This window comes from Streptomyces sp. SID8352, from assembly GCF_009862265.1.
Classification (GTDB): domain Bacteria; phylum Actinomycetota; class Actinomycetes; order Streptomycetales; family Streptomycetaceae; genus Streptomyces.
This window is the reverse complement of sequence record NZ_WWGX01000104.1, coordinates 182,458-197,686: the sequence shown is the minus strand read 5'-3', so window position 1 is coordinate 197,686 and position 15,229 is coordinate 182,458. Positions and strand designations below refer to the sequence as shown.

The 15,229-nt window shown below is 76.1% G+C and carries 13 protein-coding genes; 6 read left to right on the top strand and 7 right to left on the bottom strand.

The features are described 5' to 3' along the window. The first annotated feature begins 224 nt into the window (after positions 1-224). A complete protein-coding gene (locus GTY84_RS30775; RefSeq protein ID WP_161229687.1) occupies positions 225-800 on the top strand; it encodes an RNA polymerase sigma factor in 576 nt (191 codons plus the stop codon). Beyond that, the gene (locus GTY84_RS34380; protein WP_237532812.1) at positions 787-1,260 is read left to right on the top strand and encodes a hypothetical protein; all 474 of its coding nucleotides are present in this window, start codon (positions 787-789) and stop codon (positions 1,258-1,260) included. Before GTY84_RS30775 ends, GTY84_RS34380 begins: the two co-directional genes overlap by 14 nt. Positions 1,261-1,416: 156 nt before the next feature. Here GTY84_RS34380 and GTY84_RS30765 read toward each other — a convergent pair whose 3' ends face one another. Beyond that, entirely contained in the window at positions 1,417-2,115 is a 699-nt protein-coding gene (locus tag GTY84_RS30765; protein ID WP_161229686.1) for a response regulator transcription factor, read from the bottom strand. 779 nt (positions 2,116-2,894) lie between these two features. Continuing rightward, the gene (locus GTY84_RS30760; RefSeq protein ID WP_345943578.1) at positions 2,895-4,193 is read right to left on the bottom strand and encodes a histidine kinase; all 1,299 of its coding nucleotides are present in this window, start codon (positions 4,191-4,193) and stop codon (positions 2,895-2,897) included. A 178-nt stretch (positions 4,194-4,371) separates the two neighbouring features. On the opposite strand from GTY84_RS30760, the gene GTY84_RS30755 reads away from it, so the two are divergent. Continuing rightward, positions 4,372-4,572: a hypothetical protein gene (locus GTY84_RS30755; RefSeq protein WP_161229684.1), complete on the top strand. Its 201-nt coding sequence runs from the start codon at positions 4,372-4,374 to the stop codon at positions 4,570-4,572. A gap of 80 nt (positions 4,573-4,652) precedes the next feature. On the opposite strand, the gene GTY84_RS30750 is transcribed toward GTY84_RS30755, so the two are convergent. From GTY84_RS30750 to allB, 4 genes are all read right to left on the bottom strand, one after another. Further along, positions 4,653-5,072, bottom strand: coding sequence for a ribonuclease domain-containing protein (locus GTY84_RS30750; RefSeq protein WP_161229683.1), 420 nt, complete (start codon positions 5,070-5,072; stop codon positions 4,653-4,655). 2,005 nt (positions 5,073-7,077) lie between these two features. Next, a complete protein-coding gene (locus GTY84_RS30745) occupies positions 7,078-7,686 on the bottom strand; it encodes a dihydrofolate reductase family protein (protein WP_161229682.1) in 609 nt (202 codons plus the stop codon). A 146-nt stretch (positions 7,687-7,832) separates the two neighbouring features. After that, a complete protein-coding gene (gene alc / locus GTY84_RS30740; protein WP_161229813.1) occupies positions 7,833-9,068 on the bottom strand; it encodes an allantoicase in 1,236 nt (411 codons plus the stop codon). 5 nt (positions 9,069-9,073) lie between these two features. Then, on the bottom strand, positions 9,074-10,483 hold the full coding sequence (allB, locus tag GTY84_RS30735; RefSeq protein WP_161229681.1) for an allantoinase AllB: 1,410 nt from the start codon (positions 10,481-10,483) through the stop codon (positions 9,074-9,076). Between the two features lie 324 nt (positions 10,484-10,807). Between allB and GTY84_RS30730 the strand changes: the two genes are divergently transcribed. Continuing rightward, positions 10,808-11,611 carry an IclR family transcriptional regulator gene (locus tag GTY84_RS30730; protein WP_161229680.1) on the top strand — a complete coding sequence of 268 codons (804 nt, stop codon included), beginning with the start codon at positions 10,808-10,810 and terminating at the stop codon, positions 11,609-11,611. 287 nt (positions 11,612-11,898) lie between these two features. Here the strand turns inward: GTY84_RS30730 and GTY84_RS30725 are convergent, their stop codons facing one another. Then, positions 11,899-12,213 (bottom strand): DUF5955 family protein, encoded by a 315-nt coding sequence (locus tag GTY84_RS30725; protein WP_161229679.1) that lies wholly within the window; start codon positions 12,211-12,213, stop codon positions 11,899-11,901. A 199-nt stretch (positions 12,214-12,412) separates the two neighbouring features. Here GTY84_RS30725 and GTY84_RS30720 point away from each other — a divergent pair, with 199 nt between their 5' ends. Next, complete coding sequence (locus tag GTY84_RS30720; RefSeq protein ID WP_161229678.1) at positions 12,413-13,012, top strand: nucleotidyltransferase family protein; 600 nt, start codon at positions 12,413-12,415, stop codon at positions 13,010-13,012. Between the two features lie 548 nt (positions 13,013-13,560). After that, the gene (gene aceB, locus GTY84_RS30715) at positions 13,561-15,183 is read left to right on the top strand and encodes a malate synthase A (protein ID WP_161229677.1); all 1,623 of its coding nucleotides are present in this window, start codon (positions 13,561-13,563) and stop codon (positions 15,181-15,183) included. Positions 15,184-15,229 lie beyond the last annotated feature (46 nt).

Sequence of the window (15,229 nt, the reverse complement as noted above, 5' to 3'; positions counted from 1 at the left end):
GGGGGGGCGGCGAACGGCGAACGGCGAACGGGAGGACCGTGGCGAGTGGGCCGAATCCTTTCCATGTCCCGATGCCTCTCATGGGGGAACGGACGAACCGCGTCCGTCCCGTGTCCCCTGGGGAGGACCCATGAGCACCACCACCGCCGTCATCACCGCGGTGGCGGCCGCGCTGCTGCTGTGCGCGTGCGCCGTCACCCTGCTGCGCCGCCGGGGGCGGCGGCGTGGCTGACCGCACCTGGCCCGACGCGCCCCTGGTCACCGCGGCGCAGGGCGGCGACTCCGAGGCGCTGGCCACCCTCGTCCACGGCTCCTACCCGCATGTCCACCGGTTCGCGCGCTCGCTGTGCGCCACCCCGCAGGACGCCGAGGACGCCGCGCAGGAGGCGTTGATCATCCTCTACCGGAAGATCGGCATGCTGCGCGCCTCCGGGGCGCTGGCCTCGTGGATGTTCCGGATCGTCCGCAACGAGTGCCTGCGCCGGGCCCGGGCGCTGCGCCCGCGCGGGCCGTCCGCGGAGCCCGGTGCCGCCGGAGGCACCGCGCCCTCCGCCGAGGAGGACGTCCTGCTGCGGCTGGAGGCGGAACGGGTCGCCGACGCCGTCGCCGCCCTCCCCGACGACCAGCGGCGCGTGCTGGTCATGCGGGACGTCCAGGGCCTGCCCGGCCGGACGGTCGCGGACCGGCTCGGGCTCAGCACCGCCGCGATGAAGTCCCGGCTGCACCGGGCGCGGCGGACGGTGCGGGAGACGCTGGGCGAGGAGCCCGCCGGGAGGGGAGGAACCGGTGACGGCATCTGAACGCGGCCCGGCGGACGGCACCGCCCGGCCCGGTACGTCCGGGTCCCGCACCGCCACGTTCCGGACCGCCACGTTCCGTCCCGCCCCGGCCCGCGCCGCCGGGTCCCGCGAGCGGCGGTCCCGCGCCGGGCGGTTCCGCGCCGGGCGGTTCCGCGCCGGGCGTCCGGCGTCCGGCGGCTTCGGAAGTGCCTCGGTGCCGCGTCATCTGGCCCGTGGCGCCCTCGGGTTCGGCGCGCTCGCCGGCGGGCTGGCGCTGCTGCCCGCCGTCGGCCCGGTGAGCCTGCTGCTCGTGCCGGTCGGCGTGGTCGCGCTGCGCGGCTGCCCGATGTGCTGGGCCCTCGGCCTCGTCGAGACCGTCTCGGCCGGTCGTCTGCGCCGGTCCTGCGCGGACGGGAGCTGCGGACTGGAGCGGGCGGGAGCGGCGGCACCACCGTCCGGGGAGGAACGGGCGGGGGTCTGACCCGGGACGCGCGGCAGGGGCCCGCCGAAGCGGGGCGGGCCCGGCCGGCCCGGGGATGGGAGGCGGGGCGGTCCGGGGGCGGGCCCGGTCGGCCCGGGGCGGGTCCCCGTGCCGGTCCGTCCCGCCCCCGGGAGCGCCCGCCGTACGTCCTCGTCGTCAGCGGGCGGTGCCGTGCGGGCCCTCGTCGTGCGGGGTGCCGTCGAGGAGACCGGCGTCGTGGACGAGGAGGGCGATCTGGACGCGGTTGTCCAGGCCGAGCTTGGCCAGGACGCGGGAGACATGGGTCTTCACCGTGGCGACGCTCATGAACAGCTCGCCCGCGATCCCGGCGTTGGCGAGTCCCCGGCCGACCGCAACCGCGACCTCGCGCTCGCGCTCGTTGAGCGCGGTGATGCGCTCACGGGCGCGCTCGCGGCGGGTGTCGGCCGCGCTCCCGGCCACCCGCTCCATCAGCCGTCGGGTCACGGCGGGCGACAGCACGGGGTCCCCGGCCGCGACCCGGCGCACCGCCTCGATGATCTCGGCGGGCGGGGTGTCCTTGAGGACGAACCCGGCGGCTCCGGCACGCAGGGCGCGCAGCACCTGCTCGTCGGCGTGGAAGGTGGTGAGCACGATCACCTGCGGCGCGTCCGCACGCCCCCGCAGCCGTTCGGTTGCGGTCAGTCCGTCCACCGCCGGCATGCGGATGTCCATGAGGACCACGTCGGGCCGGGTGCGGTCGACGAGCGCCCCGACCTCGTGGCCGTCGGCGGCCTCCCCGACCACCTCGATGTCGTCGGCACCGCCCAGCATGAAGGACAGCCCGGCCCGCACGAGGGGGTCGTCGTCGACGAGCAGGAGTCTGATCGCGTTCATGGCCCCACCGTAATCACGGCGGGCGGAGGGCGGTTGGCGGGATGGCCGGGACGGCCGGCCCGCTCGGCGGGACGGGGGCGGCGCTCCGGTCGACGGGAACGGTCGGCACCGCGAGGCGGCCCGGTGGACGGGACGGTGCCGAACCGGGCACCGGGCACCGGGCACCGGGCACCGGGCACCGGGCACCGGGCACCGGGGTCAGGATCGGCCGAGGTCGGAGAGAGCCGAGCGGGCCGGATGGCCGATGGCCGGTCAGGTACGTGGCCCGGCGGATCGGGTGGACCGACCGCCCCCGGACCGACCGCGCGGGCCCGGCAACGCCCCCGGACCGGGCCGTGCGGTCGGCGCGACGGCGCGGGAGCGGCAGGCCGGCGCACGCCGGGCACCAGGGCGCCGGGGCACCGCGGGCCACCACGCGCGCGAGCACCGGCCCAAGTGCGGGCTGTGCGCCGGGCCGTGACGAGGCCGGGGCCGCCGGTCAGTCGGCCGGTCGGGCAACGGTGCCCCGAGCGGGCGGAGAGGACCGGGCGCACCGAGCGGAAGGACCGGAAGGACGGTCACGTCGGGCGGACGGACACGTCGGCCGGGCGGACAGGCGCGAGGGGGCGGACAGGCGCGAGGGGGGCGGGTCGGCCGGGCCGTCCCGGCGGAACGTGGCCCGCGGGCCACGGCGGACCGTGGGACGCCCCCGCCGCCCCTCCCCCGCCGCCACGCCGTACCGCAACGCCCCTCCGCCCCGCCCCGCCCCGGGCCCGCTCCCGGCCGCCACCACCCCTCACTCACGTCCCGTTCCCCCGCCCCGTCCCGCGTCCCGTCGGTCCGTCGGCCCGTCGGTCCGTCCAGGGCAGGTGCGCCGCGACCTCGAAGCCGCCGTCGGGGGTGGGGCCGTGGCGGAGGGTGCCCCCGGCCAGGGTGGCGCGTTCGGTCAGGCCGATGAGGCCCTGCCCGGAGCCGGGGACGGCGGGGACCGCGCCCGTCGGCGGCGTGTTGCGCACCGTCACGTCCAGCCCCTCGCCCGGCGCTCCGGTGACCGTCACGGTGACCTCGGTGCCGGGGGCGTGCTTGCGGGCGTTGGTGAGCGCCTCCTGGGCGATGCGGTAGACGGTGCGGCCCACGGAGGCGGGGAGGGCGCCGGGTTCGGTGACCCGCCCGGCGGAGGCGACCCGCATGCCCGCCTCCCGGCACTCGTCGACCAGCGTGCCGAGGGCGTCCAGGGTCGGCTGGGGACGTCCGGCGTCGTCGGGGTCGCCGGCCCGCAGGACGCCGATGATCTCGCGCAGGTCCTGGAGGGCCTCGTGCGCGCTCTCCCGGATGACGCCCGCCGCCCGCGCCACCTCCTCCCGGGAGGCGTCGGGCCGGAATTCCAGGGCGCCCGCGTGCACGCTGAGCAGGGTCAGCCGGTGGGCGAGCACGTCGTGCATCTCCCGGGCGATGGCCTCCCGGGCGAGCCGCTGGGCCTGTTCGGCCCGCAGCCGGGCCTCGGTCTCGGCGCGCCGGGCCCGGTCCCGCAGGCTGAGCAGCAGTTGCCGCTTGGAGCGGGCCAGCATGCCCCAGCCCGCGACGGCGGTGATCAGCAGTGCGCTGAAGAAGACCGAGCCGAGGTAGGGCAGGTCGGGGTCGGGGCGCCACAGGTAGAAGAGGGGCTGCACGGCGATGACGGTGCCCGCGATCCAGGCCACGTAGCGGAAGGGCCGGTGCACGGCCACCGTGAAGACGGCGACGAGGGTGGTCCCGGCGGCGACGACGGAGACGAGCCCGACGGGCACCATCACCACCGCGAGCCCGACCGGCCAGCGGCGCCGCAGCCAGACGGCGGCGCAGGCGAGGGCGCCGATCACCTGGTCGGCGGCGCTCAGGCCCTGCCCGAGGCCGGGCTCCCGGCGCAACGTCTCCAGGTTCAGCACGCCGAGCAGCACGGCGAGCAGGAAGCAGCTGAAGTCGACGAGCCAGTCACGGGCGGTGCGGCGCGGGCGCCGCCCGGACGGCTCCGGGTCGAGTTGCTCGACCAGCGCCGACGGCAGCAGCCAGCGGCGCCCTGGGAACGCCGGGGTGATCCGCGCCGGCCTGTCTTCGCTCACGGTTCGCAAATCTACGCAGGCCCGGGGAGCCACCGGCGCCGTGGCGGGGAGATGGAGACCGAAGTCGGGGGTCCGGATACTTTCGGCGGCGGGGACCGCGGTCATCGGCTGCTTCGGTCGGACGGGACCGGCCCCGTGGCCGATGCGCGGGCGGGGACCGGGGGGCGAGGGTCGGGGCATGAAGAGACTGCTGGAGATCGTCGGAGCCCTCGCCCTGGTGCAGGGAGTGGCGGGCCTGGTGAGCCGGTTCACCGACTGGAACTGGGGGCTCGTGCACCGCCTGGGCTTCCTGGAGGGCTACGAGATCTACGCGAGCGCGGCCCTGATCGTGCTGGCCCTCGCGCTGTTCGTGGCCGCCGAGAGCCGTCCGCCGGAGTGACGGCGGGCCCCTCGCCGGGCCCCGCCCCAAACACGCCCCGCCCCGGACGCGGCCCCCGGCACCGCGTCCGGAGCCCGGCCTCAGCAGCTCCGGTCGACGCGGGCGAACGAGGTGTAGTGGTCGGCGGTGTAGTACTCCTCCCGGTGCCCGTCGCCGGTGACGACGCGGCGCGCTCCGCGGGTGCGGGAACCGGGGGTGCGCACCGTGTACTCGTGGTAGTAGCCCACGGCGTGGCCGGGCAGGACGCCCTCCCGGTTCCGGAAGACGGTCCCGTCCTGGGAGTACGGGTAGGGGCCGCCCCGCTCGATCAGGCGCAGGGTGTCGTGCGCCTGGGCGGGCAGGTCGCCGTAGCAGACACGGCCGACGGCGCCGGTCTCCGCGGGGCGCGCGGCGGTCCCGTCGGGGTCCGGGGAGACGGAGCAGCCGCCCACGAGCAGGGCGGGGACGAGCGCCGCCAGGACGCCGGACCGCGCGGCCCGTGAGGGGAGTCGGAATCGCATGCGCTCATCATGACGTGCGTGGACCGGCCGCCCCGCACACCCCCCGGCCCGACGGCGGCGGCGACGGGACGCGGGTTCGGGACGGCATCCGGAAGCCGGGCCGGGTCGGGGCGTCCGTCCCCGTGAAGCGGCCCTCCCGTGCTCGGTGTTGACGAACAGGAACCCCGCTGCCGCAGCCATGGTCGGGGAGATGGACCCCGTCCTCCTTTCCCCGGCGGCGAACCAGGCAGCGGAACAGCCACTCACCGTCTTCCGGGCCCGAGCGCCGTCGCTGGGCAGGACGGAGGTCTCCGGCCCTCCCAACACGCCTACCGGCCCCAAGGCGCCCGAGGACGCTGCTGCGGTACTCCAGCAGGGCCTGCGCCACAGCCCGGAGGGAGGACCACCCCCGCGTGCGCGGGGAACACGAACGGCGGCCAGCCGGTGGCCCGGGCCAGCCGGGACCACCCCCGCGTGCGCAGGGATCACTCGGGCCCGATTCCTGAGCCGAATCGGGCCCGGGGACCACCCCCGCGTGCGCGGGGATCACCACGACTCGGGGCCCTGGTCGCCCTTCGACCGAGGACCACCCCCGCGTGCGCGGGGATCACGCAACCGGCTTCGGCAGCGTCTTCACCCTCTGGGGACCACCCCCGCTTGCGCGGGGATCACGTCACCGCGGACGGGTGGTAACCGCCGAGGCGGGGACCACCCCCGCGCGCGCGGGGATCACTCGGCACCCTCGCACAAGGCGCTCCCTCCCTCGCGGGAGGGGGACCACCCCCGCGTGCGCGGGGATCACATCAACTACCGGACCGAGTGGTGGCACTGGTCGGGACCACCCCCGCGTGCGCGGGGATCACAGGAGTTGACCAGAGATTTTACTCTGGCCGAGGGCGGATTTTACTCGCTTTACCTGACTTCGACCTTTGAGGCATAACGGGCCGCCCTCCGCTCGTGGTTTCGGGTCCCGTGGATCATACGGGTGCTGACCCGCGCCCATGGGCGGTGCTGCTCGTCCCGTCATGTGTGGGCGGGGTCAGGCTAGTTGCGCCCTGTCGGTGGTGGCGGCACGGGTGCATGGCCGCGCGCAGGGTGGCGAAGCCCTTTCCGGTACCTCTTCGGCAACTCCGCGTGCGCGGGGACCACGCAGGGCGGGGCTCGGCCGCCCGGATCAGGGGCAGGACGCGGGCGCCTCGGCTGCTCTCGGGGTGGAAGGCGATACAGCGCGGACGTGGTGGGGCAGTTGCGGAGCGACGGCCGTAGCGATGTCGGGCCGCTGGTCCAGGATGCCCTCCCGGTCTTCTCCACTGTTACCGGTGCGCCGCAGATCGGCCTCCGCAGACGGTGCGGCAGATCCGACCCGCACTGGCCGAGCCCGCGGAGGAGGAGTTCCCCCACGCCGGGATCCCCGCGCGGCGCACCATCGGCAAGGGCCGCCTGCCGGGCAGGGGTTCCCCCTAGACGCGATCCGCCAGGCCGTCCGCGCAGTCCTGGCCGGGCAGCCCACCGCCGCGCTCGCACCGCTCGCCGCGGCCCCGGCCGCTCCCGAAGGCCCGGATGCCGGGCGGGCGGCCGCGGAGGAACTGCGCGAGGCGGCCGGGCAGTTCGAGCAGGCCGCAGATCCTGCTCAGGGGGAAGCCCGCAACGAGCTCGCCCCCCTCTGGGGCGCCCCCGCGCGGCTGGAGGAGCCGCAGCGGCCGGTCACCGCCCGGACCGAAGCCGGTCAGTGGCTCCGTGCCCGGCGTCGGCGCCGTACGGGGCCATCAGCGGCCGGGCGGGAAGGCGGCTCCACGGGGCCCCGAGCCCCTCGTGTCGGTCGCGCGTCCGTGCCCGGACGGTCCGGCGGGGGCCGGACCGGGACCGTCGCGGGCACGCCCGGCTCCACCGCCGGGGAGCGAACGGGACGGCGGACCGGGACGGAGGCGGACTCCGGGCCCGGCACTCCGCGTCCAGCACTCCGGGCCCGGCACTCCGCGCCCCGCGGCCTTCGTGGCGCCGCGTCGCCCCGCGCGGGGGCGGCGGGTCAGTACGAGCCGTACTCCGGGCGTCCGGCCACCTCGTACGTCCGGATGGAGACCCCCGCGCCCGTGACACCGCCGCCGGTGTGCCGGAAGGCGGTCGGCGCGGTGCCCTCGGGGAACAGCCGCCGCCCGGCGCCGAGCACGACCGGGAAGGTCAGCAGGTGGACGGTGTCGACGAGGCCGAGGTCCAGCAGGGACCGGGCGAGGGCGCCGCTGCCGTGCACCTGGACCTCGCCGTCGGTGCGGGCCGTGAGGGCGGTGACCTCCCCGGCGAGGTCGCCGCCGAGCACGGTGGTGCCCGTCCACCGCGGGTCGGCCAGGGTGCTGGAGACGACGTACTTGGGCAGCCCGTTCAGCCGGGCGGCGATCGGGTCGGCGGGGTCGGTCACGTGCGGCCAGTACCCGGCGAAGATGTCGTAGGTGCGGCGGCCGAGGAGGAAGGCACCCGCCCGGCCGAACACGTCGGTGACGAACCGCCCGAAGTCCTCGTCCCCGTACGGGACGCTCCAGCCGCCCTGGGTGAAGCCGTCCCTGGGGTCCTCCTCGGGGCCGCCCGGCCCCTGGTAGACGCCGTCGAGGGTGAGGAAGGTGGTCACGACGAGCTTGCCCATGGCGTTGCGCCTTTCGTGCGGTGGCGTGCGGAGGGGTCCGCGCTCACCGGTACCGGCCCCGCTGCCGCGTGAAACCCGGCGGGCGCGGCGGCCCCCGCCCGTCCGGGGGCCGCCGCGCCCGCCCCGGGACGGCCCCGGTGTAGCCGTCAGCCGTGCGGCCGCTGGTGGCGGGCCCGGAGGCGGGCGGCGCCGTCATCGGTCAGGGTGCCGAAGAGGCGGAGCCGGGAGATTCCGCCGTCGGGGTAGACGTCCAGCCGGGCGTGGGTGCCGACGACGGCCGCCGGGAGCGCGAAGCGGTGGTTGGTGTCGGGCTGGAGACGGGTGCGGGGCAGGACCTCCCGCCACGCGCCACCGCTCCTCGCACCCGGGTGGTCCCCCGCCCCCTCGCCCGCGCGCCCGCCGTCCTCGCGCGCGTGCCCGCCGTCCTCCCCCTGGTGCCCGCCGCCGTCCCCCGCGTCGCCGTCGTCCCTGACCGACACCGACGCCCAGCCCGCCGCGTTGCCCTTCAGACAGGCCGTGTCGATCTCCAGGGCGGTGAGGCGGGCGCGCTCGGCCAGCCGGTAGGTGATCCAGTCGTGGCCCCGGTCGCGGCGGCGCCGGGTCTCCCAGCCGTCGTCCATCCGCCGGGAGCGGCCCGGCATGATGGTGTTGCCGGGCGGGGAGTAGAAGCGGTCCGAGGCGTCCTCGACCCGGCCCCCGTGCTCCAGGGCGACCACGTCGAAGCCGCCGAGCGCCGCCAGCCACGCGGGGTCCGGGACGACCTCGCCGTGCACGCGCAGGCGGGCGATTCCCCCGTCGGGGTACTGCCGCAGCCGCACATGGGTGAAGCGCCGCCGGTCGGCGACCGCGAAGCCGTTGGCGGCGTGCCCGCCGACCTCGGTGCGCGGGACCAGCGCGGTCCACCGCACGTCGGCGGCGAGCAGTTCGCCGGGCGAGGGCGAGCCGGGCACGGCGGTGGCCTCGACGGAGACGGCCCGCGGGTGGTTGCCGCGGAAGTGCGCGGTGTCGACGACCACGCCGTGGATCACCCCGGGCGCGCCCAGGCGGACCAACGCCCAGTCGTGCTCGTCCTCCTCCGGTCCGGGCCGCCCGGCCGAGGCGCCCCGGCGGCGGCGGGTCTCCCAGCCGTCCATGACCTTCCCCTTGTGGCCGAAGTCCCCGGGGTGGAACTCGGCGGGCCCGGGCACCAGCAGGTTCTCGCGCGGGGCGAAGAACTCGTCGTTGGCGGCGACGACCCCGGCGCCGAGCCGCCGGTCGGCGAGGTCGGTGTACCGGGTGAAGGGGAGGTCGGCGGCGCGGTGGTCGGCGTACGGGTCGCCGCCCGCGTAGGGGGCCGCCGCTCCGGTGAAGCGGTACGGCGGGGGGTCCTGCTGGGCCGTCACGGTGATCACGGGCTCCTTTCGGAAGGACGGGCCGCGCCGCGCGGAGGGTCCCGGCGGTCGGCCGGACCGCGCCGGGGCAGGGGCCGGGTCAGGAGCCGTCCCCGGGGCGCGCCGGGGACGCCGTCCGCCATGACCCGCCGGCCCCGCAGCCAGGTGGACCGGACCACGCCGGAGAGGGTGCGGCCCGCGTAGGCGGTGACCGGGTTGCGGTGGTGGAGGCGGGCCGGGTCGACGGTGAACGTGCCGTCGGGGTCGAGGACGGCGAAGTCGGCGTCGCGGCCGGGGGCGATGGCGCCCTTGCGGGCGTCGAGCCCGGCGAGCCGGGCGGTGTGCGCCGACATCCAGCGGACGACGTCGTCCAGGGTGTGTCCGCGCCGCCGGGCCTCGGTCCAGACGGCGGAGAGGCTGAGCTGGAGTCCGGAGACGCCGCCCCAGGCGGTGGCGAAGTCACCGGTCTTCAGGTCGGCGGTGGCCGGTGAGTGGTCGGTGACCACGCAGTCGATGGTGCCGTCGGCCAGGGCCCGCCAGAGCGGTTCGCGGTTGGCGGCCTCGCGGATGGGCGGGCAGCACTTGAACTCGGCGGCTCCGTCGGGGACCTCCTCGGCGGTGAGGGTGAGGTAGTGCGGGCAGGTCTCCACGGTGAGGCGGACGCCCTCCGCCCGGGCCCGTGCGATCGGCGGCAGGGCGTCGCCGGAGGAGAGGTGGAGGAGGTGGACGCGGGTGCCGTGCCGCCGGGCCGCGTCGATCAGGGCCGCGACGGCGGTGGCCTCGGCCTCCCGGGGGCGGCTGGCCAGGAAGCGCGCGTACGAGGGGCCGTCCGGCCGGGGCGCCGCGGCGAGGCGGCCGGGGTCCTCCGCGTGCACGATCAGCAGGCCGTCGAAGGCGGCGATCCGGGCCATCGTCCGGTCGAGCCCGGCCCGGTCGAGGTGGGGGAACTCGTCGACGCCGGACGGCGACAGGAAGGACTTGAAGCCGAACACCCCGGCCTCGTGCAGCGGACGCAGGTCCGCGGCGTTGTCCGGGAGGGCGCCGCCCCAGAAGCCCACGTCGACGTGGACGGCGCCCGCGGCGGCGGTCCGCTTGGTCCGCAGGTGCCGGACGGTCGTGGTGGGCGGGAGGGAGTTCAGGGGCATGTCGACGAGCGTGGTGATGCCGCCGGCCGCCGCCGCGCGGGTGGCGGTCCGAAAGCCCTCCCACTCGGTACGGCCCGGTTCGTTCACATGGACGTGGGTGTCGACCAGTCCGGGCAGCACGGCGAGGTCCCCGACGTCCTCCAGCCGGGCGCCCCGCGGTACGGGGGCGTCGTGGGCGAGGACGGCCGAGATGGTCCCGCCGGTCACGGCGACGGACGCGGCGCGCGTGCCGTCGGGGGTGACGACGCGGGTCGAGCGCAGCACCAGATCGGCTCCGGTCACCGGTCCCCCTCCTCGCCGACGGTCCGCCGGCCGGCGGGTCCACCGGTCGGCCGGCCGTCTGGTCGGCGGCGCGAGAACAGGGGGCCGTCGTGCTCGTCACTCCCTGCCGCACCACGGGTTTCAACGTTCTGTTGAAGAAGTCTTCCCGCCCCTTCATCGCACCGTCAAGGGGGCGCACTCCGGCCGGAGCCGATGCCGCCTCGGTAGTCATTTCCTCAGAGCGGAATTATGCTTTCGGGAAGCAGAATGCGCCCCTGTGCGAGCGGGGGGTCGACCGGCCGCGGGTAGGCTCAGCCTTTCCGCCAGCCTCGAAAGGAACGCGCCGTGCCGACGTCCAGGGCCAGCAGCACCGACTCCGCCAGGGCCGCCACAGGCGGCGTCCAGTCCCTGGAGCGCGCCTTCGACCTGCTCGAACGGATGGCGGACACGGGCGGCGAGGTCGGCCTCAGCGAGCTGTCCGCCAGCAGCGGCCTGCCGCTGCCCACCATCCACCGGCTGATGCGCACCCTGGTGGCCTGCGGATACGTGCGCCAGCAGCCGAACCGGCGGTACGCGCTCGGGCCGCGCCTGATCCGGCTCGGGGAGTCCGCCTCCCGGCTGCTCGGCACCTGGGCGCGCCCCCATCTGGCCCGGCTGGTGGAGGAGACCGGCGAGACGGCGAACATGGCCCTGCTGGACGGCGACGAGATCGTCTATGTGGCCCAGGTGCCGTCCAAGCACTCGATGCGGATGTTCACCGAGGTCGGGCGGCGCGTCCTGCCGCACTCCACGGGCGTCGGCAAGGCCCTGCTCGCGGACTTCCCGGCGGACGAGGTGCGCGCCCTGCTGCACCGCACCGGCATGCCGGCCGCGACCGAGAAGACGATCACCACTCCGGACGGCTTCCTCGCGGCCCTGGAGGAAGTGCGCCGCCAGGGCTACGCCATCGACGACAACGAGCAGGAGATCGGGGTGCGCTGCCTGGCCGTCCCCGTTCCCAACTCCCCCACCGCAGCCGCCATCTCGATCTCCGGTCCGGCCGGACGGGTCACCGTGGCCGCGACCGACCGGATCGTGCCCCTGCTCCAGCAGGTGGCGGAGGAACTGTCGGAGTCCCTGCTGAACTCCCAGGCGAACCCGGCGGTCTGAGGCCGCGCCACCGGAAGCCGCCGGGACCGCGACCCGCCCGGGACGGAAAGGGTCACGGTGGGGCCGGAAAGTGTCACGGCGGGCGCGCACGTCGCACGGACCCGCACACCCGCCCGGGGCGACGCGCGCCCCCACACGGCGGTGCGCGCCCCCAGCGGGGACGCGCACCCGTTTCCACGGTTTCCCGGGCCGCCCGGGGGCGCCCCGCGCACACGGCGCACACCACCGGCCGGACGCGCGCCGCCCCCCGCGGCACCGCATCGGCCGGGGCGCGCCGCGCCCGCGGCTCACCGCCCCCGCGGCCCCTCGAACAGCTCCACCGCGAGACGCACCTCCGTCAGCTCCGACGACAGCGCGCTGACGGAGCCGATCGCCCCGGCCACCAGCAGCAACGAGCGGTGCAGCAGCCGTACGTCCGGCACTCCGCGCGCCGTCAGCGCGGCCAGGTCCGCCAACTCCTCCTCGGCGATGGCCCGGTCCGAGAACTCGGCCGGATGCACCGCGAGCCGTCTGCGCAAGCGCGCCACGGCACCGCGCAGCGCGGCCACCCTCACGTCCTCGTCACCGAGCGCCACATGTCTCTGCCCCAAGCTCCGCAACACAGCCCTCCCCATCGCACTCCGTCGTGCGCCCCTTAAGTGGTGAACGTGCTGAGCACCTTCGGTAGCTGGTCGGGCACCCGGAGGTGCGGGCAAGTAAACGCCACTCAGTGCCAGGGGCGCCACCATGGGGACCGAAATTCAGTCCCTCGTGTACCGGCGTACGCCGGGCGCTTGACGGGCGCTCAGGTATGCAGGAGCCATGAACGAGACCACTGGCCTGGTGGCCGGACTGCTCCTCGCCGCCGGGGGCGGGCACCGACTCGGCGGACGGCCGAAGGCCCTGCTCCGGCACCACGGGCGCCCCCTCGTCGAGCACGCCGCCGACGCGCTGCGCGGGGCGGGATGCGCCCGCGTGCACATCGTCCTGGGGGCGCACGCCGAGGAGGTGAGGGCGCGGGCGGCGCTCGGCGGATGCGTCCTCGTGGACAACCCCGGCTGGGAGCGGGGCATGGGCTCCTCACTGCGCGCCGGGCTCGCCTCGCTGCCCGGGACGGGGGTGGAGGGGGCGCTGGTCGCCCTGGTGGACCAGCCGGGCATCGGCGCGGGGGCGATGGCCCGGGTGCTCGCCGCCCACCGGGACCGGACGACGCTCGCCGCGGCGGCGTACGCCGGGGAGCGCGGGCATCCCGTCCTGCTGGGCGCGGACCACTGGGCGGGGGTGGCGGCGACCGCCACCGGGGACCGGGGGGCGCGCGCCTATCTGCGGGCGCACGGGGCGGGGATCACCCTTGTGGAGTGCGGGGACGTGGCCCGGCCGTTCGACATCGACACGGAGGCCGATCTGGAGCGCCTGGACTGAGGACGGGGCGGGAGCCGGCGGGCCGGCGGCGGCCGGTTCCCGGCTTCGGCGCGCGCCCGGCCGGGCCGCGCCGGTCGGCGGGGTCGGCGCACTCGGTGCGGGGCGGGTTCTTCCGTGCGGGCAGGTGTCCGCGCGGATCCGGGCGGACGCCCCCGTACGACGACCGGCGGGCGGGTGGCGGCCGTTCGGGCGGGCACGGGCGCCATCCGAAGCGGAGACCGCCGCCGGGCGGGGGCGGGCGTCGCCCGGCGGGGACGTCACCGCCGGTTCGGGGAGCGCGCCCCCCGGGCGAAGGGCGCTCCACCGGACGCGAGGCGCGCCACCCGCCGGAAGCGAGGCACGCAGCCGGACGGGCCGACGGGGCACGACCCGCCCCGTCGCGCGCCGCCATGCCCCGACGCGGGCGATCCCGGCGCCACCCCGACATTGAAGTTCCACAATGAGGAAACTACTATCCATTCAACAGAAGAGTCCGGCCGCACGCCGGGCACTTCCATCCGATATGTCCCATCGGCACCCGGTGCCACCGCTGAAGGAAGTGACCGCTCATGTCCGCACCAGCGCCCTCCCCGCTGGCCATCGTCGACGCCGAGCCCCTGCCCCGGCAGGACGAGGTCCTGACCGACGCCGCGCTCGCCTTCGTGGCCGAACTGCACCGGCGGTTCACGCCCCGCCGCGACGAACTGCTGGCCCGCCGCGTGGAGCGCCGCGCGGAGATCGCCCGCGCCGGAACCCTCGACTTCCTCCCGGAGACCGCCGCGATCCGCGCCGACGACTCCTGGCGGGTGGCCCCCGCCCCGCCCGCGCTGGAGGACCGCCGGGTCGAGATCACCGGCCCCACCGACCGCAAGATGACCGTCAACGCGCTGAACTCGGGCGCCCGGATCTGGCTCGCCGACTTCGAGGACGCCTCGGCCCCGACCTGGGAGAACGTCGTCCTCGGCCAGCTCAACATGACGGCCGCCTTCAACCGGACCATCGACTTCACCGACGGGCGCACCGGCAAGTCTTACGCCCTGCGCCCCGACGACGAGCTGGCCACCGCCGTGATGCGCCCGCGCGGCTGGCACCTGGACGAGCGGCACCTGACGGCCGACGGCCGCCCCGTCCCCGGCGCCCTGGTCGACTTCGGCCTGTACTTCTTCCACAACGCCAAGCGCCTGCTGGAGCTGGGCAAGGGCCCGTACTTCTACCTCCCGAAGACCGAGTCCCACCTGGAGGCCCGCCTCTGGAACGACGTGTTCGTCTTCGCGCAGGACCACCTGGGCATCCCGCAGGGCACCGTCCGCGCGACCGTCCTGATCGAGACGATCACGGCCGCGTACGAGATGGACGAGATCCTCTACGAACTGCGCGACCACGCCTCGGGCCTGAACGCGGGCCGCTGGGACTACCTGTTCTCCATCATCAAGAACTTCCGTGACGGCGGCGCCAGGTTCGTCCTGCCGGACCGCAACGCGGTCACCATGACGGCCCCGTTCATGCGCGCGTACACGGAACTCCTCGTCCGCACCTGCCACAAGCGCGGCGCGCACGCGATCGGCGGCATGGCGGCGTTCATCCCCTCCCGCCGGGACCCCGAGGTCAACAAGGTGGCCTTCGAGAAGGTCCGGGCCGACAAGGACCGCGAGGCCGGGGACGGCTTCGACGGCTCCTGGGTCGCGCACCCCGACCTCGTCCCGATCGCCATGGAGTCCTTCGACAAGGTCCTCGGCGAACGGCCCCACCAGAAGGACCGGCTCCGCGAGGACGTCGACGTGAGCGCCGCCGACCTGCTCGCCGTCGACTCCCTGGACGCCGTCCCGACGTACCCGGGTCTGGTCAACGCCGTGCAGGTCGGCATCCGTTACATCGAGGCGTGGCTGCGCGGCATGGGCGCGGTGGCCATCTTCAACCTGATGGAGGACGCGGCCACGGCCGAGATCTCCCGCTCCCAGATCTGGCAGTGGGTCAACGCGGGTGTCGTCCTCGACACCGGTGAGACGGCCACGGCCGGGATGGTCCGCGAGATCGCCGCCCGGGAACTGGACGCCATCCGCGCGGAGACCGGGGACGAGGCGTTCGCCGCCGGGGACTGGCAGCGGGCCCACGACCTGCTGCTGACGGTCGCCCTCGACGAGGACTACGCCGACTTCCTGACCCTGCCGGCGTACGAGCGGCTCAGGGGCTGAGCGACGCGGGGCGGCCCCGGGAACCGCCGGGGCCCCCGCCCGTCCC

What these genes read in the sequence shown, in the direction of transcription:
- GTY84_RS30755 (WP_161229684.1), top strand. Translation starts at nt 4,372, where the DNA reads ATGAAGAGACTGCTGGAGATCGTCGGAGCCCTCGCCCTGGTGCAGGGA.
- GTY84_RS30750 (WP_161229683.1), bottom strand. Translation starts at nt 5,072, where the DNA reads ATGCGATTCCGACTCCCCTCACGGGCCGCGCGGTCCGGCGTCCTGGCG.
- GTY84_RS30765 (WP_161229686.1), bottom strand. Translation starts at nt 2,115, where the DNA reads ATGAACGCGATCAGACTCCTGCTCGTCGACGACGACCCCCTCGTGCGG.
- aceB (WP_161229677.1), top strand. Translation starts at nt 13,561, where the DNA reads ATGTCCGCACCAGCGCCCTCCCCGCTGGCCATCGTCGACGCCGAGCCC.
- GTY84_RS30720 (WP_161229678.1), top strand. Translation starts at nt 12,413, where the DNA reads ATGAACGAGACCACTGGCCTGGTGGCCGGACTGCTCCTCGCCGCCGGG.
- GTY84_RS30745 (WP_161229682.1), bottom strand. Translation starts at nt 7,686, where the DNA reads ATGGGCAAGCTCGTCGTGACCACCTTCCTCACCCTCGACGGCGTCTAC.